This is a genomic window from Streptomyces sp. NPDC085931 (assembly GCF_044540565.1).
In the GTDB taxonomy this organism is placed as follows: domain Bacteria; phylum Actinomycetota; class Actinomycetes; order Streptomycetales; family Streptomycetaceae; genus Streptomyces.
On sequence record NZ_JBITSK010000015.1, the window covers coordinates 83766 to 102400 of the forward strand.

The window sequence follows — 18635 nt, forward strand, 5'->3', positions numbered from 1 at the left end:
TGTCTGAGAATGACGAGAGCCCGCGGTCACATGCTCCGCAGGCTCTGTACTGCAAGGGAAACCAAACTGCAACTTGCGACGAGCCTAGCACGCGGACCCCGGAATGCAATAGGGGTCAAGATCACGTCACCCGAATGTTTGAACATCCCCCGGCCGACTGGCGGTGCGCCCGCGATCGGCGGTCCCCGGCCCGACGGCGGGGCCGGACGCGGCCCCGTGACCCATGAGGGCTAGCCTCACGATGTGGACAATCCTCGCACCCGGCCGCGCGTCGGCCACATCCAGTTCCTGAACTGCCTGCCCCTGTACTGGGGGCTCGCCAGAACGGGCACGCTCCTCGACTTCGAGCTCACCAAGGACACCCCGGAGAAGCTCAGCGAGAAGCTGGTGCAGGGCGATCTCGACATCGGTCCGGTCACCCTGGTCGAGTTCCTCAAGCACGCCGACGACCTGGTCGCCTTCCCCGACATCGCCGTCGGCTGCGACGGCCCGGTCATGTCCTGCGTGATCGTCTCGCAGGTCCCCCTGGACCGGCTGGACGGCGCCCGGGTCGCCCTCGGCTCGACCTCCCGCACCTCCGTCCGCCTCGCCCAGCTGCTCCTCGCCGAGCGTTACGGCGTGCAGCCGGACTACTACACCTGCCCGCCCGACCTCAGCCTGATGATGCGCGAGGCCGAGGCCGCCGTCCTCATCGGCGACGCGGCACTGCGCGCGAACATGGTCGACGGGCCCCGCTTCGGCCTGGACGTGCACGACCTGGGCGCGCTGTGGAAGGAGTGGACGGGCCTGCCGTTCGTCTTCGCGGTCTGGGCGGCCCGCCGCGAGTACGCCGAGCGCGAGCCGGCCATCACGCGCAAGGTGCACGCCGCGTTCCTCGACTCGCGCAACCTCTCCCTGGAGGAGGTCGACAAGGTCGCCGAGCAGGCCGCCCGCTGGGAGGCCTTCGACGAGGAGACCCTCGCCCGGTACTTCACCACCCTGGACTTCCGTTTCGGCGGACCCCAGCTGGAGGCGGTCGCCGAGTTCGCCCGGCGGGTCGGCCCGACGACCGGCTTCCCGGCCGACGTGAAGGTGGACCTGCTCCAGCCGTGAGCCCGGCGGCACCCCGGCACTACCCTGCTGGGAGGTGCGGGAGTGCCGGGGCCGGGGAGCGCCCCGCCCACGCACCCACGGGGGAGGGGTGACGCCATGCGGCCGCTCGACGTCGACGAACCCACGGTCGTGGGTCCCTACCGGCTGCTCGGCCGGCTGGGCTCCGGCGGCATGGGCCGGGTCTACCTGGGCCGCAGCGCCGGGGGCCGTACCGTCGCGGTGAAGATCGTGCATCCGCACTTCGCGCTGGACGAGGAGTTCCGGGCGCGCTTCCGGCGCGAGGTCGAAGCCGCACGCCGGGTGGGCGGTGCCTGGACCGCGCCCGTGCTGGACGCGGACCCGGACGCGCGGGTGCCGTGGGTGGCGACGGCGTACGCCGCCGGACCGCCGCTGTCCGCCGCCGTCGCCGACGGCGGGCCCCTGCCCGCCCACACCGTACGGGCGCTCGGGGCGGGACTCGCCGAGGCGCTGGCGGCGGTGCACGCGCTGGGGCTCGTCCACCGCGACGTGAAGCCGTCGAACGTCCTGCTCACCCTGGACGGGCCGCTGCTGATCGACTTCGGCATCGCCCGGGCCACCGACGGCACGGCGTCCCTGACGTCGACCGGCGTCTCCGTCGGCTCGCCCGGCTACATGTCGCCCGAGCAGATCCTCGGCAAGGGCGTCACGGGCGCGGCGGACGTCTTCTCGCTGGGCGCGGTCCTCGCGTACGCGGCGACCGGCGAGCCGCCCTTCCCCGGTGACTCCTCGGCGGCCCTGCTCTACAAGGTGGTGCACGAGGAGCCGGAACTCGGGCTGCTGGACGGCGAGTTGCGCTCCCTGACGGCGGCCTGCCTGGCCAAGGACCCGGACACGCGGCCGGCCCCCGGGGAACTGGCCCGGCGGCTCGCCCCCGAGGGGGCGGCCCGGCTGGTGGCGGGCGGGTGGCTGCCGGGGACGCTGGTGGAGCAGGTGAGCCGCAGTGCCGTGCGGTTGCTGAACCTGGAGGCGACGGGGGCGGGCGCGCCCTCGGGGCCGGTGGGGTTCAGCAGCCCGGCGGTGGGCGAACCGCCGGGGGCGGGCGGGTCCGCGGCGGGCGCGGGGGCGTTCGGGCCGCCGCCGGTGATGGACGGAACACCGGCGGCCCCGCCGGCCCTGCCAACCCCGGGTTCACCGGCCTCGTCGGGCTCGGCACCCGCCGACGGGTCCGCCCCGGTACCCGCGGACGGGTTCGCGCCCGCACCCGCCGACGGGCCCGAACCCCGGGACGGACGAGGGCGGGACGAGACGGTGGTGCCCGCCGCCGGTCGACGGCCGGGCAAGGTCTCCGTCTCCGTCGCCGCCACCTCCTCCACCTCCGCGTCCGGGGGCGAGGGCGAGGGCGAGGGGCGGGTGCGGAAACTGAGCTGCACCGTCGCGCTGGCGGTCGCGGGAGCGATGGCGGCCGTGACCATCGGGTCGGTCCTCGTCCTCGACCTGCTGCCGGGCGGGGGCGGCGACGACGGGGGCGCGGGCAGCGGCGACGCCTACTCGCCGCCCGGCGCGACCGCGAGTTCCGCCCCGCCCGGTGCGGTGCCCGCCGCCTACCTCGGCACCTGGGAGGGCCAGGGCACCGCCCTGGACGGCAGGCTGCCGCTCGGCACGTTCCGGATCACCGTCCAGCGGGCCGCCGTCGGCCAGGAACTGGGCCGCCTGCGCCAGACCGACCAGCTCGGCGGCGTCTGCGTCGACGTCCTCACCCTCAAGCAGGTCACGAAGAAGGAGTTGGTCGCGACGTCGGTCGGGGCGAAGACCAACCACAGCGGCTGCAACCCGGCCCCCACCACCGTCCGCCTCACCCCGGCGGGTGACGACCTCCGGTACCGCTCGGAGAGCGCGGAGTCGGGGCGTCCGCAGGCCCGGCTGTCGAAGGTGCGGTAGCGGACGGGATGCCCGTGCACCGGGTGACCGGGCCGATCCGCCGGAGCCCGGGACGCCTCACCCCGGGACGACCACCGTGCGCAGCTCGCCGTCGCCGAGGTGGAGCATGCCCTTGCCCGGGGCGACCGGGCCGCCGACCATGCTGCGGGAGAGGCGGACGCCGACGAGGTCGCCGCTGGAGGACTCCTGCGGGGAGAGCAGGATGCCCCGGCGGGCCTTCTTCGCGTCGACCTGCCAGCCCGAGAAGCCGCTGCACACGTCCTCCTCGTCACCGGCGATGACCAGGGCGAGACCCCGTTCGGCGCCGCGCGAGACCAGCTTCTTCAACTGGCTCTCGGCGTCGCAGTCCTCCAGGATCTCCCCGTCGTCGACGAGCACGGCGACCGGCTCCTGCGGGGACGCCTGGTCGATCAGCTCCTCGAACTCGTCCTCGTCGATGTCGTCACCGGTGAAGACCTTCAGCACGCCGTCCGCGCCGTCGAGCCCGCGCAGCGGTGACTGGCGCGGTGCCGCGATCACCAGCCGCGTGCCCTGGGCCAGGAACGAGTGCGCGAAGTTCAGCAGCACCGTCGAGCGGCCCGACTTGGCCGGTCCCGCGATGACGAACGCCGGTACGCCCTGGGCGAGATCGGGCCCGAAGCCGACGATCTCGTCGCCTCCGATGCCGGCCAGACCGTACAGCCGCGAACGGGACGCGTCCGGGTCGCGCAGCTCCCACGCCTCCGCGAAGGAGATCCGGCTGGGCAGGCTGTCCACGCGGAACGGACGGCGCGAGCGCGGCACTTCGGCGTCGCGCGCGGCGGCCGCCTCGCCGATCGCCGCCAGTGCCGCCGCCTGGCCCTGACCGCTGGTGTCCTCGGCGAGCAGCGCGAACTGCGTCTCCGTACCGGACTCGTTGCGGAAGGCACGGCCCGGCGGGATCTCCTCCGGCACCTTGCGCACCGGGATCCCGAGCGAGGAGAAGTCGCTGCGGTCCGCCAGCCGCAGACCGTACTTGTCCTCGGTGAGCGTGGCGATCCGGCCCACCAGCAGCGTCCGGTCACCGGTGAGCACCAGGTGGATGCCGGCGCTCGCGCCCTCGCGCATCATCGTCTGCAACTCGTCCGTGAGCGAGCCGTGGTCGATCTCGCCCAGCGTGGGCACCCAGCCCTCCCAGCGGTCCAGCAGCACCACGATGTGCGGCAGCCGCTCGTCCTCGGACACCGCGGCCCGCTGCTCGCCGATGTCCGCGAACCCCTTCTCGGACAGCAGGTCCTGGCGGCGGCCCAGCTCGCCCTTGAGCCGGTTGACCAGCCGCACGACCCGCTCGGTCTGGTTGCGTCCGACGACCGCCCCGCAGTGCGGCAGCCGCGTCAGGGCGTTGAGCGCGCCGTTGCCGCAGTCGATGCCGTACAGGTGCACGTCGGCGACGGAGTGGGTGCGGGCGATCGAGCCGGCCAGGGTGCGCAGCACCTGGGAACGGCCGCTGCGCGGGGCACCGCCGATCATCAGGTGCCCGAAGGCCGAGAAGTCCACCACGACCGGGCGGCGCGACTGGCTGGCGGGCAGGTCCTCGATGCCGTACGGGGCCGGGGGCAGTGTGCCCGGGCCGCCGGTGAACGCGGGCACCTCGATCTCGTCCAGCAGCAGCGTCTCGTCCAGGGCGGGCAGCCACGGGCTGTGCTGGGGCGGGATGCCGAGGGAGCGGTTGGCGTCCCGGATCGTGTCGACGAGGACCTTCAGGTCGGTGATCTCCTCGTCCTCCCGCGCCTCGGCCTTCGGCTTGGCCAGCGCGGCCCTGCCGAGATCCTCCCAGGTCAGCGGGGCCACCCAGGGCATCAGCGCGGCCGGGTCGGCCGCGCCGGGCCGCCGCCCGCCGACGCGCCCCGACTGGAAGGGCACCAGGGAGGCGTGCCCGAGGCGGGCGTAGGCGCGGCCCGGGGTGCTCTTGGAGATGTGCCCGGCCTCGGGCGAGTCGATGACGTCGGTCGACTCGCCGCCGTCCGTCACGCGCAGCGCGATCCGCAGGTTGGTGTTGGCGCGGATCTCGGGGGAGACGACGCCGGAGGGCCGCTGCGTCGCCAGCAGCAGGTGGATGCCGAGGGAACGGCCGCGCTGGGCGATGTTCACCAGGCCCGTCACGAAGTCGGGCAGGTCACGCACCATCGAGGCGAACTCGTCGATGACGATGAGGAGCCGCGGCACGGGCCGATGGGACGGGTCGCGGCGCACCAGATCCTGGTAGTCCTCGATGTCCTTGGCGTCCGCGGCGGCCAGGATGTGCTCGCGCCGGTGCAGCTCCGCCCCGAGCGACTCCAGCGCGCGCTCCACGAGATGGGCGTCGAGGTCGGTCACCATCCCGACCGTGTGCGGCAGGTGCACACAGTCCTTGAAGGCCGCGCCACCCTTGTAGTCGACCAGCACGAACGTCATGTTCTCGGGTGTGTTCGCCACCGCCAGTGCCGCCACGATCGTCTGCAGCAGCTCCGACTTGCCCGAACCGGTCGTACCGGCGATGAGCCCGTGCGGCCCGTCCTTGCGGATGTCGATCCCGAACGGCCCGTCGTACGACTCGCCGATCACGGCGAGCGTCGACTGCCCGCCCGTCCGCCACCGGGCCACGATCGCCTCGCTCGTCGGCGGCTCCAGCTGCAGCACGTCCAGCAGCCGGCTGGAGGCGGGCAGGGCCGAGTCCTCGGTCTCGCCGCTGATGTCCCGCAGCGGCGACAGCGACCGGGCCAGGCGCAGGCACCAGGCGGGGGAGACGAAGTCGGGCCGTACGTCCTTCCGCCGCTCGGCACCGGCCTCCTCCACGCGCAGCCGCAACTTCTCGGCGCGTGATACCTGTTCGGGCTGCGCGGCGGTGGTGTGCCAGGCCTGGAAGGAGGGGAAGACCCCGGCCGCCGGCTGCGCCTGCCGCTGGTCCTGCCGCTGGAGTTGCCGGTCGGGCTCGGTCTCCTCGGCCTTCGGCTCGGCGACGACGTACGCCTGGCACTCGCCGGGCAGGAACCGCTCCTCGGCGTCCAGGCAGAGGGCGAACATGGACACCGACGGCCCCTCGCGCAGCAGCCGCACCACGCCGGGAAGGGACCGCAGCCGCCGCGAGCCGTCCCACACCACCACGATGTCCGGGTCGCTGAAGGTCGAGCCCTGCGACCTGTTCTGCTCGGCGGCCTTCTTGCGGGCGTCGAGGATCTGCGTCAGCTCCCCGATCCGGGCGCCGACGGTCTCGGCGTCCGTCCCGATCAGCGCGTTGACGTCCTGCCCGCCGGACGGCCGGGCGTGCGGCAGCCAGCGCACCCAGTCCCAGGACTCCCGCGCGGCGTTCTCGCTCAGCACGTAGAACTGCACGTCCATCGGGCTGTGCAGCGCCGCGGTCTGCGCGACGGCCCAACGCCCCAGCGCCCGGGCGGAGTCGCCGGGACCGGCCATGCCGACGACCCCGAGGGTGCGCAGGTGCAGCGCGACCGGGGCGTCCTCGATCTTCCAGGTCACCTGGCGGCGGTGGTCGTCCTGCTCGGGGTCGTCGAGGACGACCTCGGAGGGCAACTGCCCGGTGCCGACGCGGATCAGCAGATGGTCGCGGTCGGTACGCCGCCGCTCCCACAGCCGGGTACGCGGGCCGGTCCCGAGGGCGAGGACGGTGGCGGGGTCCGGTACGGCGTGCCGCCGGTCGTTCCGCTCGGCGACGAGGGCGTCCTGCGCGTCCTTCTCGATCCGCTTCTTCTGCTCCTCGTACTCCTGGACCTGCTTGGCGTGCGACTTACGGCCGTGCTTCTTGTCGTTGTAGTAGTTCGCGAAGAGCAGGACCGGGCTCAGCGCGGCCATGATCAGGTAGTACCAGCGCTGGAAGATCATCACCGACACGACGGCACCGACCAGCGGGGTCAGCGCCATCAGCCAGGGCAGCGGCCGGGCCTCGTAGTCACGGGGCGCGGAGGGCAGCCGGAAGGTGGTCTGCCGCTCCGGAGGGCGCAGCCGCGGGGGCCGGTTGTAGTCCAGCCCGATGCCGTCGTCGGACCACTTCAGGGCGGCGTTGGGCGGGGTGTAACGGGTGAGTTCGAGAAGCGTGTTGCCGATCCCGATCTGAGCCCCGAGGGGCCACTCGAGGGCCCCACCCGGGACGTCGCGCTCCTGCCCACGCTTCCTGTCCCCGTCGTTCTTGTTCCTCTTGTTCTTGTTCTTCTTGTTCTTGCTGTTCTTCCCGGAGCCCTTGTCGCCGCCGGACCCCTCTTCGTCGTCCCCGGCGAGGGGGGTGCCGTCGAGGGTGACGTGCTCCTCGTCCGTGTGGACGGCGACCTGGCAGGTGCCGTCGGTGGCGACGGACAGGGTCAGGGCCCGGGCGTCGACCTCGGGATCGTCGACGCGGACGTAGGAGGCGGCGCCGCTGCCGATGTCGTAGCGGCCGACGCCGAGCCGGTGCACGAACCCGGCGGCCGGCCCTCCGACCACCCGCAACTCGACCAGCCCCGTGGGCTCACCCGGCAGACACCCGGAGGGATCCTGCAGACTGACGACCGCGCCCTCGCGCAGGGGCGAGCCGACGACGGTGGCGGCGGGGTCGACGGCGTATCCGTCCACGTACACGAGGGGCGCGTTGTTGGCCGGTGCGTGCCGGTGCTGCCCGAGCGGGATGACCTGCGCCCCGCTGTGCCCGACCTGCCGGGCGAGCTCCTGGGCGATGTCCCCCACGGTGGACTCAGGATCGGCATCGAGCACGACGTCGGCGGTGCCACCGCCGTACGGGTCGACGACGGTCAGAGTCAGGCGCACGACTTGTCCTCCCCGTGCCACTGGGCCGGTGTGGCCGCTGTGGTGTCCATTGCTGCGCCCGCTCCGGTCACTTGTCGCTTCCCGCCACCGGGGTCACAGCCGTAAGGACGATATCCGTTCGGTGCGGCGGCGGGGCAACGGGGCGGCGCGGTGATGTTCCCAATGGCAATGTCGTGCACGCTTTCACGACGCCGCGTTCACAAGCCGAGGATGTGGCACCCCAGGCCACACCCGTAAGCTGCTTGCGCAAGAGCGGACGATCACACCGGTTGCCACGTGCGATCGGCAACTCGGCCCAGGCGCCGACGAGTCCGCAAACAGGGAGCCACGGGGGTTGGCCCTGCGGCGTTGCGAGAGGGAGCGGCTTCATGGCCAAGGACCTTGACATCACATATCAGGACATGCGGGAAGCGGCCAAGCATGTCGTGAAGGAGAAGGAAAAGCTCCAGGAGAAGCTCGACGGCCTTCGCAAGTACATCAACAACCTCGTGCAGTCCGGCTATGTCACGAAGAGCTCGTCGAAGGCGTTCGACGAGAACTTCGACGAGTTCGTGCAGGGCACGAAGACGACGCTGGACGGGCTCGACGGCATGGGGGACTACCTGACCATGGCGGCGGACAAGTTCGAGCAGATCGACGAGGAACTGGCGAAGCAGGCGCGTAAGTAGCGGCTTCCGGTTGTCGCGGGCGGTGCGGCGGGGTGCGGGGCACCTCGCCGCACCGTCGTGCGCGGAGCGTTCGTATGCGAGAGCGAGAGCGAGGGGGTGGGGATGGCGGTGAAACGTGCGACGCGGCCGCTCAGCGGTGAACAGGCCGACGCCGACGCCGGTTTCCGGATGCGGGACGGTCTCGGGATAGCGGGCGGGGTCGCCTTCCTCGGGGCCGTTCTCGCGGTGATCCTGTGGGCGATGGGCCTGTCCAAACGCCTCGCGCGGGAGACGCTTCCGCAACTGGTGGACTTCCCCGGGGGCACGTGGGTGGTCGGTGGGACTCTAGGGGTGATCACCGTCGCGGGCGCGGCGGGCGCGCTCCGGTCCGCGCCACCGCCCGTTGCCAGGCGGTCGACCCGTTTTGATCGGGCCCGGCGGGCCACCCTCTCGGCGCTCTGCTGTGCGGCGGCCTTCGGCCCTTTCCTCTACTTGCTGAGCGGCCTGCCCAGCCGGAACTGCCGCTCCCTCAGCTGCGCGTACGTCCCTGGGACTGGGCCGGCGTTCCTGTCTTACGCGGTGACCGGGGGCTTGGTGGGCTGGTGCGTGTATCGGTGGAACAGAGGGAGAGCCGCGGAGCGGGCGGCCTTTGAGCGGGATAGGGCTCGGAGGTTGCGGAAGAAGGGGAAGAGCCGCGGGGCGCGGCAGCGGTAGGGTCCACGGGCCGCCATCGGGCTAAGTCTCGCGCCTCGGAGGAGTGCCGTCAGCCCGCCACTGCTGGGATGCCTGCCGCAGCCAGTGCCTGAGCAATGGCCCCGAGGCACCGGGAGATGGCAACTCGTTCGCCTTTCCCGAGGGAAGCAGCACGTCCGCTGAGGGCGCAGGTCAAGCCACCCCACTGCTCACGTCATCGGCGATATCGGCGATCTTGTGTTTGCGAACAGCGGGGCGAGGATACGTAGCCGGGGCACCGTCGGGCATAGCTCACTGCTTGAATCCGCCCTGGGCGGCGCTGATCAGTGAGCCGTCCCGGGAAGTCGGAGCGTGCGTGCGAAGTCGTCCAGTGCGTCCATGGCCGCAGCCATCACTTCGGGGTCGTCGTGGTGCCCTCGAAGGCTCACGTCAGGGATGCCGGGCGGCGTATGCCAGTGATAACTCACCGAGGTCATCATGATGGTGCTGTCTGCCGGGTAGGAACGCGTGACCCGGACGCCGTCCTCGCCCAGGTGTGGGGAGGCGAAAGGGATGCTGCCGGTGCGCTGTTGCCATTCCGGGATGCCCTCGTGCGGCACGGTCGCTGCGCTCATTCCGTCGCAGGAGGCCGCGTCAGGGGCATCACAGTGAATACGGGTGGCGTGCACCACCAAGGGCATGTAGGTGAGGGGAACGGGGTGGTAGATGAAGGCTTCGTCGGCTTGGAGCTTGTCCCGCAAGATGACAATAGTCCGCTCGTAGAAGTCCTTGTGGAAGCGGCGGAGTTTGCGGGTGAGTTCAATGTCGTGAAAGGCGGCTAGACCGATCAGGTGTTGGTCGAACCATTCCTTGAAGGTTCGCCTGTCGATCTGCAGATGAAGATAGCCCCAAAGGCGCGGATCGGCATCTGTGTCGATGTGGAGTGGGGCACCGAGGTCGGTGCTCCAGAGGGTGCCGTCTGACATGAGCGGTCCCTTTCGTCGAGGCGCGGGCGGTGGCGGGGGGTTCTCAGGTGTAGCTCCAGCGGAAGGTGCTCATCACGGCGTCGAACAGCTCCACCAGGGTGTCATAGAAGGCAGGATCCGAGCCGGGTGCGATCAGCGCACTGTAGGAGAAGGTGAGGTATTTATCCGGTGTGCTGTCCGGAATCGGCACTAGGTAATCGACCTGCCGGTGAGCAACCTCGACGCCCTGTTCCGGGTCAGCGGGTACCTCTCGCTCTGCGCGTAGGGCCGCCGTGTCATCGAGCTCGCGGATCTCGGCTCCAGGGGTCTCGGAGGCGAGCGCGGTCAAAACCGCTTCCGGGCCACTTTCGGCCCTGACCCGCGGAATTTCGATCGGCTCGGAGGCCACGATCGAGACGGGCAGCGCGATGCCGTGGAGACGTTCGGTAGGGAGGTAAAGAGTCATTCCTCCTTTGGCGCTGGCCCGCCGGGTGACCTTCTTCAACTCTTGGATAAGCTTCAGCCGAGCCTGTGGAATGTCGTCCTTGGGGAAGCTTACGGGCAGTTGCGCTACGGCCTTGCGGACGATGCGATCCATCGCCTCCCGGGTACCCGAGCGCAGCGGAATTACGTCCCAACCAGGCGGGGGCACCAAATTGAAGCCGCTCGGGGCCCGGTGGTGGTCAATGTTGGTCATTGCGCCCCCGCATCAATTCCACGGCATAGGAAATTCCTACGAAGAGTGCCCACGCCGGGGCGGCGATCATGCCCGGCCAGAATCCGAAGAACAGGGAAGGCAAGAAAAAACCGCCACCCATGGCCAAATCTCTGGTGAGGTAGGGAGGGCGGCTCGCATGACGCGGGTACTTCGCAAATATCCAGACGTAGTGCAGCAGGCAGCCGATGATCCCAGCCTCATAGGCGTAGAGTACGTCATTCATTAGAGATTTCGGTACCAGGATCATAATTCCCAAGACCGGCAGGAACAGTGGCATACCGATGAACAACGTCAGTCGAAGCCGCCGGTTGGGGCCCGTTCCGATGCCCGTGCGGGCGGCTTCGGCCTCGACAATGCGTTGCGCCGAGTACAGGTCCATGGCCTTTCCTTACCAGTGAGTGTCGGGGGCGGGCTTCAATGTGTTGTCCTTCCAATCCGAGTACGCCGCATTGTATGGCTTCTCGCCGCTACCGAACTTGTCGTTGGTCAAGCTTGTCAGGTCGCTCTTCCCCAGTGCTTTGTCCATGACGTCCATCCCCATGCCGGTCCAGGCAATGCCGAGGCCCGCTCGGTAGGCCCTGTAGGCCTTGTCCGCGGCGGCCCCTGCGGCTTCCGGGAAGACAGCCTTGTTTGCCTGCAACATTTTCGCCATTCCGGCCATCTCCTTGTCGCCGAGGTGCACTAGCGTCGACAACGGGCTGACTCTCAGAGGACTCTTGGTTACCAGCCCGACATTCTGTGAGATGGACTTGCGCATGGCGTTACGAGCCGCTCCGAGGGCCTGCTGCCCGGGTCCCGGCGGCACTTTTGTCATCAACCGCCCGGTGTCGTCCATGATGCTCTTGACACCCCTGAGCCCCTTGCTTAGGCCGGCGGTCCGGGCCGCCTGAGCCGCGTTCACTGTGGCCTTGGCGCCGCTGGCCAGCTTTGCAGTGGCCCGGAGACCGCCCACGACGAGCAGCCCGCCGACGACGTCGAAAATGACATCCGTCCAGGTAGCGTCTCCGGATGCCACCAGCAGGAGTCTGAGCAGGATGGTGAGGCCCGCGATGCCGAGTACGAGCATGTTCAGTCCGGGAATGGCGAGCGCCACGAAGCCGGCAACCGTCGCTACCCATCCGAGAACGTCGATGAAGGCCTTGATCAGATCCGCGTTCTCATGGACCCAGCCTTTTACGTTGTCCCACAGCGAGTCCTCGATCACGTCTTCGATCTCGGCACGGATCTTCTTCTCATAGTGGCCAGCGCGAGAATCTCGTTCGTCAGTGAGGGTGTACAGACGGAGCCGGTAAGGCTGCAGGGGGTCGTCGGCTGGACTGGTGCCGCTGGTAGACGGGTTCGGAACGTCCTTGTCCTCCGCGGCAGCCTTTTTCGCCTTGTCCGCCTCGACCTCATCCTGCTTCTCCTTGGTCTCGCGCAGCAGCTTGTCGGCGTCGCTCTGGAAGTCCTCCAGCTCGTTCGACCACTTGGTCAGGTGGCCGTGCACACGCTCGTAACGGCTGGCCACCTCCCGCATGTGCTTCTCCAGCGTGCTGGACTCCTCGCGCAGGCGTTTGACGTATTTTCCCTTGAGGGTGTCCTCCTCGCTGATCGCCTTGAGGTTCTTTGCCTGTTCTCGGAGTTTTTCGGCGACCGAGACCATGTGCTTGACCTCGGCGCGGATTTCCTCCGGGTCACCGGGCACGGGGTCGGAGTCGCAGAGGGGCTGCCAGTCGACCGGACGGCGCTTGGATGTCGGTGTCACTTCTTCTGCTTCTTCTCGCCCTGCTTGGCCAACTGCTTGTCCAGATCGTCGAACGCCTTCTTGCTGCCGGCCACCAGTTTGCCGACCGATTCGAGGGACTCGACGAGCCGGGTGCGGTAGTCGTCCCAGTTGTTGACGAAGTCCTTCATCACGTCGGCTATCGCACTGGATCCCCAGTGCTTGCTCATGTCGTCGCGACGGTTCTCGATGTCCTCGAAGGTCTTCTTGAGCTGACCGAGCTTGCGCTCGCAGTCCGCGAGGAATTCGTAGTCGACCGTGAGGTCCGAGTCTGTCATGAATGACCCTCCCCCCGTGTGTGTACTCGCTTTTCTAAGTTCACCGGTTGATGGCCTGGATCTCATGGACCGTGACGGCCTGTTCATTGCCGAACGTGCCGTTCGGGAGGTCTCCGCCCGTTCCGCCTGTGCCGGTCCAGGCGATGTCCCAGGTGATGGTGGCCTGGAGTTTGTACGTGCCGTTGCCTGAGGAGCGGAGGTACTTGAGGCCGCAGGGCGGGGTCTCGGCGGCCTTGCCCTTGGCGTACGGCTCGCCGATGGAGCCGTCGGCGTTGATGACACATTCACCGGAAGCCGGGTAGGTCTCGGCGTCCTCGGTGCCCGGTTGCAGCTTGAGGGCGACCGGCTTGGCGGTGGTGGTGGCCTGGATGTTGAAGCCGGGGACGTTGATGGCGGCCGTGGCTTGGACCTCGTCGAAGACGGCCTTGTCCAGCCAGGCCCACGTCGGCAGGTTCACCTTGGTCTCCGCCTCGGGCGCGAGGGTGACCTTCGTGTCGGGCAGCTCCATGTGCTGGTAGGCCAGCGCAGCGAGCATCTCCGGCTTGATGGCCTCTTCGTACCGGGCCGGCGGGGCCTGGCCGTTCTCCACCCAGAAGGGCAGGTCGGTGCAGGACGTGCGCTTGAGGTAGTCCGGCTCGTCGGGGTTCTCGACGCCGGCCCAGAACATGCCCTTGCCGTCGTTCTCGACGTTGTAGTCCTTGTAGCCGGGGCTGCCGTCCCAGCCGAACTCGTCCTCGTAGTGGCGCTTGGTCTGGCCCAGCGCCGAGCCCGCGGTCCCGCCCATGCCAGGTGTGTTCAGCTGGCGGTCGAGGTCCTCGGACATCTTCTTCTTGAAGTCCTTGGCGCCGAGGTAGGGGGCGTACCAGCAGGGCGGCGGTGTCCAGTTGACGTCGGCGGGCCGTACGTTTCCGGGGCTGCCGTCCTTGGTGACGGATCCGGAGTACTGGATGCGGGCAGCGGCGTAGATGCCGGTGCTGTCTCGACCGCCGTGTTCTTCCGTGCTGGCGCCCTGGTTGTTCGGCATCGGCTCCTCCGCGTGAGCCGGCCCCGAGAGGCTGAGAGTGCCGAGGGCCAGCGTCAGGCCGAGGGCGCTTGCACGGAGGGCGGTACGTGGTGCTCCGTTCACCGGCACCTCGCCGCCTTGGCTTCGACGAACACCTTGGAGGCCTGCCAGAGACTCTCGCTGGTGGGGAACTTGACCATCACGATCTTGAAGTAGTCGAAGTCCGAGATGCTCGGCTCGCTCTTCAGGACCTTTCCGGTCTTGACCTCTTTGCCATAGAACTTGCTGGAGTCGACGCAGAACGCGACTTCGACCGACTTTCCGTTCGGTGCTGAGCGCGTGGTGGCCTGGTAGTGGCGGCGGGTGCCGGTGGCCGTCCAGCCGCCGTCGATGCGACCGTCGATCTGTGTCTTCGCGTAGTGCAGACCGTCGCCCGTGGAGTAAGCGGTCACGGCTGCGTCATTGGACGTGCGCTTGTCAACGCCCCGGTAGATCGCCCGGAGGAAGTTCGCGGCGTCATCCATGGCAGCCGCCTCGTTCTCGTCCTTCGGCCGCTTCCAGTCGAAGACCAGGTTCATGTCCTTCGGCAGGGACACGTCCACGCCGTCCGGCTTGTTCCCGGGCTGGGAGGGTGACGGCTTCGTGGACTCCTTCGGCGTCGGTGCGCCCTGGTCGGCGCCGGCGATCTTGTCGTTGTCGCGGGGCTTGTCGTCCCCGCTGCCGCAGGCCGTCAACAGCAGTGCCGCCGTTGCCGTCAGGGCGACGGCAACGGGCATCGGGCGGCGCTTCACAGTGGCTCCCCGTGTAAGACAGAAGTGCAGTACGGGCACTGACGGTACCGGTGTGGATTTCGGTTTCACCAGTGCGAACTTCCCGAGTGAACAGGGCAAGCCGGTAGGTATGGGGCTCCGCCCGGGCGATCTGCTCAGGGGACGACCTCCTTCGGCAGTTCGATCCGCCGGTACCGGACTCATCGTCCTAGCCGCGGGTGACGCCCCGTCGTTGCGAACAGGACGAAGGGCGCCGGTACGCCGATCTGGGCCACCGCCCAGCCCGGAAGGAGCCGATCGGGAGGCACTAGCCGTGAGGGATAAGGAGTTCGCGTCGTCCGTCGTGCTGTGGCGCTTGTCTGCCGTGACCGTCGGCAGCGTGCCGATGCGTATGGCCGGAGCCGTTCCAGCGAGCAGGCTCCAGGATGTGCCGCCGGGGGAGAACATGGCCGGGGAGCCGTCACGCGGGAGGGTGAAGTCGAAGCCGAGTGTTCCTGCCCGGGGACGCGTCGTCCCGGGGCGGTGCGCCGGTGCCCTGTTCATCTGTTCGTCCCTCGCCGGACCCCTGCGTGCCGTCGTAGCCGCCCACACGCCTCGTTCGGCCGGGACCTCGCAGTACGGGGGCGTGCGGCCCTTCTCGTCCTGGTCCGGGAGTACCTCACGGGCGCAGTCATCACGGCGTGCGGAACATTCGTCGTATGCCGCGACATCGAGAGGGCCGCGCGCTTGGCGTCAGTGCACACCGGCCGTCTCCCTCACCTCGTCGACGACCCGGGCGATGCCCCTGGGCACGGCGGTCAGCGGTCCGTCCGTGGCGTCGTAGTAGGGGAGGCGGTCGCCGCCGGACGGGGCGGGCAGTCTCAGGAGCCGGGGTGGGATGCCGAGGGGGTCGACGATGGCGGTGTCGCGGCACAGTTCGCAGACCGGCAGCAGGCGTCGGCTGGTGGCGCTGACCCGGACGTGGGAAAGTCGCACGCCGGGCCCGTGCAGGGGGTTGACGCCGCAGCACAGGTCGCCGTCGCGGCCGGTGAGCGCGGCGCGGCCCGCCCGGGCCAGAGCGATCACGGTGACCAGGGTCGCCGGATCCGTCCCCATCCGGCGGGCACGGCCGGGATCGCCGTCGAGGAGCAGCAGCGCGGCGTCGAGTCGGTTCCGGGCGAGAGGCACGTCGTTTACCGCGGAGCACTCGCGGATGAGCGCGCTGACCTCGGCGTACGCGGTGCGCCGCAAGTACGACGTCGACGGTCGCGCGGGTGCCGTGAAGGGCAGGCTGTCGGGCGCCTCGGTCGCCGGGCGCCACCGGCGCAGCACCAGCGACGCGATACCGGCCAGCACGGCGGAAAGCGTGAGGGCCGCGAAGACGCCCACCAGCAGCCCCGGCCAGAAGTCGGTGGCGAAGAGCGGCGGTAGGGCGGTGGCCTTGGCGGGAATCGGAGCCGGTGCGGGGGAGGAGCCCTCGACCGGCCGGTCCGTGCGTGGTGTCCGGCCCAGGAAAGTCATCAGCGCGTCGAGGCGCTCACCGAGGAGGTGGTCGTCGGACTCGTCCGCCCCGCTGTCGCCGAGCGTGATGTCGTCCGGCAGGCCGAAGCGCAGACGGTCTCCGTCCAGCCGCAGACCGTGGTTGTACGCGTTGATCGTGCCGTCGGCCGGGTCCGCGACGACGTACACCCCGGGTTCGCCGACCTTGGCGTGCACCGCCGCGGCGAACAGCTCCGCGTCGCCGGCCGACTCGTTCTCGGACGTCTGCGGCACGAGTGCGACGTACACCGGGCCACCGCCGTCGGAGCGCCGGAAGTCGTCGATCCGCTGGTGCAGCCGGTCGAGCCGGCGGGCGTCGAGGACGCGCGGGCTCTCCGGGTCCGTGTAGACCGAGTCCTGCAGCAGGCCCGCCGCGACGCGTTCCACACGGGCGGACATCTCCGCCGGGGTGGGCGGCTTCGTCCCGCTGGAGGCGGTCTGGTCGAAGACTGCGGTGGCGGTCAGGGCGACCGCGGCGGCGGCGAGGGCGGCCGCGGCGACGGCGGGGGCCGCGGACGGCATCCGGCGTGCGGCGGTCTTCGCCTTCCGTGCGGTCCCCGCGTAGCGGCGGCGCGCGTGGCGCACGTACGCCGCCGTCAACAGGATCAGTACGGGCAGGCCCGTGAGCAGGATTCCGGTGAGGAACGACTGGTTGCGGCGGTCGGCCGGACCGATGAACATCGCGTCGGGCTCGTCGTCCGCATACCGCTCACGTGCTGCCTCAGCCCGGGCGGAGGCCTTGTCCGGGCCCAGCGCGACGACCTCCGCGAACCGTTCGAAGCTCAGCAGGGGGCCCGCGTCGTAGGGGAGTTCGTAGAGCTGAGTGGTCCAGGCCTCTTGGGCCGGAGCACGCACACCGAAGGCCGTGGCGTCGGTCACCGAGTGATCGTCGACGAGCACGTACAGCCCGTCCCGCCCCAACCGGTCGTGGACCGCGCCCAGCAGTTCCTTGCCGTCCCGGACGCTCTCGGTGGGCAGCACCAGAACGTAGGTCGGGACGCCGGTCGTCTCGGCGAGTCGCGTGAACTCGCGCTTCGTGGAGCGCGGAACGGCGCGCGGCAACTGGTCCGTGACGTAGACCGGTTCCTCACGGAGGCGCTCGGCGAGGTATGCCGCCTGAGTGGGGGTGCCGGGGGTCTCGGCCCGGGCGGGTGTGGCAGCTGCGAAGAGCGCTGCCAACGCGCAGAGGCTCAGGAGCAGCGCGAGGGTGCGGCTGCGACCGCTGCTCCCCGCCTGAATGTGCCCTGGGTAGGCGTGGTTCGACGTGCCTGCTTCCACCTGTGGGTCCCCCGCGGTCCGATCGCTGTCCGCGCGGCACTCTACTAAGGGCTTCGCGAGTGCTACAGGTCGGCGGTGGTGCAACCGGTCGTGGCCGTAACGGGTTTGGCGGACCGGGCCGGTGCGGCAGGCTGTTCGGCGGCGGCACAGTCGCATCCCTGAGAAGCGGGAGACGGTAACGGCGCGTCATCGACTTCGTGAGTGAATCGTGCAGACGTGATGGCCGGTGCGTGACCAACGTCGCTTCGGGCGACGGCAGTTGGGGGTCGGTGGGATTCGCTGGCGCACAGGTGCCGGTGCGGCGTGCGGCTGGTGCCGGCCCGGTGGAGCGGGGTGGGCGTTGCAGACGGATAACGTGTCGCACCCCGGGGCCGGTGAGGTCTGAGGCGCCTTGAGGGGCTTATGTGCGGCTGATACGGTGCCATGGCTTGACACTCACTTCGGCGCTGGCTATTCGGCCAGCTCAGGCGCTACATCGGCGGGCCGAGAAGTGCGAAGTGTCCCATTTTGTAGATGACTTCTTGGGTGTACGGGGAGCGGTTGCGTGAAGATCCAAGAGCGTACGGGGGCGGGCGCCGGTCGTACCGCCGCTCCGGCTCAGCCGCCGGTCGGTGACCGGCTTCCCACCCCGCCTCGCGAGCGCAAACCCGCGCTGGCCGCGCTCGCCGTGCTGCTCATCCTCGTGGGCGCGCTGGGCGCGACGATGCTCGTGCTCCAGGCCGGCGACCGGATCGAGGTCGTCAAGGTGATCAACGAGGTGCAGGCCGGGGACTCGCTCAAGGACAGCGACGTGACCTCCGTCATGGTCGCCAGGGACGACAGCATCCACTACGTCGAGTGGGGACAGCTCGACACCATCAAGACGTACAAGGCGAAGTCCACGATCTACCCGGGCACCTTGGCCGTCGGCGAGATGTTCGCCAAGAAGGCCGGTCTCCCCGCCGGGAAGGCCTCCGTCGGTCTCGCGCTGAAGGAGGGCCAGTACCCCGCCGACATCAGGCCCGGAGACGTCGTCTCGGCCTACCGCGTCGGCACGACGAGTTCCGGCTCGAACAACTCCACCGGCAACTCCGGCGGCAGCTCCGGTGCGGGCGGCACCTCCTCCGGCGGCGCCCTCGTCGACGACGCGCGGGTGAACACCGTCGCCGAGGACGACGACGCCACCGTGAGCACGGGCAACCTCTCGCTCACCCTCCTGGTCGACCAGGCCGACGCGGCCGCGCTCGCCACCGCGGCGGCCGCGGGCGAGGTCGCCATCGTGCACGTCCCCGGCAACTAGAA

At 69.7% G+C, this 18635-nt stretch carries 13 protein-coding genes; 4 read left to right on the top strand and 9 right to left on the bottom strand.

Translation table 11 applies throughout. The annotated features are described in order from the left end of the window. Window positions 1–243 precede the first annotated feature (243 nt). Together ACIGAN_RS28210 and ACIGAN_RS28215 are read left to right on the top strand one after the other, a co-directional pair. Window positions 244–1092: a menaquinone biosynthetic enzyme MqnA/MqnD family protein gene (locus ACIGAN_RS28210; RefSeq protein WP_365088682.1), complete on the top strand. Its 849-nt coding sequence runs from the start codon at window positions 244–246 to the stop codon at window positions 1090–1092. 96 nt (window positions 1093–1188) lie between these two features. Beyond that, window positions 1189–2991, top strand: coding sequence for a serine/threonine-protein kinase (locus tag ACIGAN_RS28215; protein ID WP_399861811.1), 1803 nt, complete (start codon window positions 1189–1191; stop codon window positions 2989–2991). 57 nt (window positions 2992–3048) lie between these two features. On the opposite strand, the gene ACIGAN_RS28220 is transcribed toward ACIGAN_RS28215, so the two are convergent. Beyond that, complete coding sequence (locus ACIGAN_RS28220; RefSeq protein ID WP_399861814.1) at window positions 3049–7743, bottom strand: FtsK/SpoIIIE domain-containing protein; 4695 nt, start codon at window positions 7741–7743, stop codon at window positions 3049–3051. Between the two features lie 368 nt (window positions 7744–8111). Between ACIGAN_RS28220 and ACIGAN_RS28225 the strand changes: the two genes are divergently transcribed. Continuing rightward, a complete protein-coding gene (locus ACIGAN_RS28225) occupies window positions 8112–8411 on the top strand; it encodes a WXG100 family type VII secretion target (RefSeq protein ID WP_365088685.1) in 300 nt (99 codons plus the stop codon). A 995-nt stretch (window positions 8412–9406) separates the two neighbouring features. On the opposite strand, the gene ACIGAN_RS28230 is transcribed toward ACIGAN_RS28225, so the two are convergent. From ACIGAN_RS28230 to ACIGAN_RS28265, 8 genes are all read right to left on the bottom strand, one after another. After that, on the bottom strand, window positions 9407–10048 hold the full coding sequence (locus ACIGAN_RS28230) for a hypothetical protein (protein WP_399861818.1): 642 nt from the start codon (window positions 10046–10048) through the stop codon (window positions 9407–9409). Window positions 10049–10091: 43 nt separating this feature from the next. Next, window positions 10092–10625, bottom strand: coding sequence for a hypothetical protein (locus ACIGAN_RS28235; protein ID WP_399861820.1), 534 nt, complete (start codon window positions 10623–10625; stop codon window positions 10092–10094). A gap of 85 nt (window positions 10626–10710) precedes the next feature. Further along, window positions 10711–11124, bottom strand: a complete 414-nt coding sequence (locus tag ACIGAN_RS28240; RefSeq protein WP_399861823.1) for a hypothetical protein — start codon at window positions 11122–11124, stop codon at window positions 10711–10713. Window positions 11125–11133: 9 nt separating this feature from the next. Then, complete coding sequence (locus ACIGAN_RS28245) at window positions 11134–12489, bottom strand: hypothetical protein (protein WP_399861826.1); 1356 nt, start codon at window positions 12487–12489, stop codon at window positions 11134–11136. After that, complete coding sequence (locus tag ACIGAN_RS28250; protein WP_399861829.1) at window positions 12486–12785, bottom strand: hypothetical protein; 300 nt, start codon at window positions 12783–12785, stop codon at window positions 12486–12488. The genes ACIGAN_RS28245 and ACIGAN_RS28250 overlap by 4 nt, the downstream gene beginning before the upstream one ends. 40 nt (window positions 12786–12825) lie before the next feature. Beyond that, a complete protein-coding gene (locus tag ACIGAN_RS28255) occupies window positions 12826–13911 on the bottom strand; it encodes a hypothetical protein (protein ID WP_399861832.1) in 1086 nt (361 codons plus the stop codon). Beyond that, window positions 13908–14579, bottom strand: a complete 672-nt coding sequence (locus ACIGAN_RS28260) for a hypothetical protein (RefSeq protein WP_399861835.1) — start codon at window positions 14577–14579, stop codon at window positions 13908–13910. The genes ACIGAN_RS28255 and ACIGAN_RS28260 overlap by 4 nt, the downstream gene beginning before the upstream one ends. A gap of 711 nt (window positions 14580–15290) precedes the next feature. Then, window positions 15291–17255, bottom strand: coding sequence for a hypothetical protein (locus ACIGAN_RS28265; RefSeq protein ID WP_399861838.1), 1965 nt, complete (start codon window positions 17253–17255; stop codon window positions 15291–15293). Window positions 17256–17898: 643 nt separating this feature from the next. On the opposite strand from ACIGAN_RS28265, the gene ACIGAN_RS28270 reads away from it, so the two are divergent. After that, on the top strand, window positions 17899–18633 hold the full coding sequence (locus ACIGAN_RS28270) for a hypothetical protein (RefSeq protein WP_399861840.1): 735 nt from the start codon (window positions 17899–17901) through the stop codon (window positions 18631–18633). Window positions 18634–18635 lie beyond the last annotated feature (2 nt).

Bases quoted from the DNA above. Each gene is read 5' to 3' on its own strand.
- ACIGAN_RS28215 (WP_399861811.1), top strand. From the start codon at position 1,189: ATGCGGCCGCTCGACGTCGACGAACCCACGGTCGTGGGTCCCTACCGG.
- ACIGAN_RS28225 (WP_365088685.1), top strand. From the start codon at position 8,112: ATGGCCAAGGACCTTGACATCACATATCAGGACATGCGGGAAGCGGCC.
- ACIGAN_RS28230 (WP_399861818.1), bottom strand. From the start codon at position 10,048: ATGTCAGACGGCACCCTCTGGAGCACCGACCTCGGTGCCCCACTCCAC.
- ACIGAN_RS28235 (WP_399861820.1), bottom strand. From the start codon at position 10,625: ATGGATCGCATCGTCCGCAAGGCCGTAGCGCAACTGCCCGTAAGCTTC.
- ACIGAN_RS28240 (WP_399861823.1), bottom strand. From the start codon at position 11,124: ATGGACCTGTACTCGGCGCAACGCATTGTCGAGGCCGAAGCCGCCCGC.
- ACIGAN_RS28250 (WP_399861829.1), bottom strand. From the start codon at position 12,785: ATGACAGACTCGGACCTCACGGTCGACTACGAATTCCTCGCGGACTGC.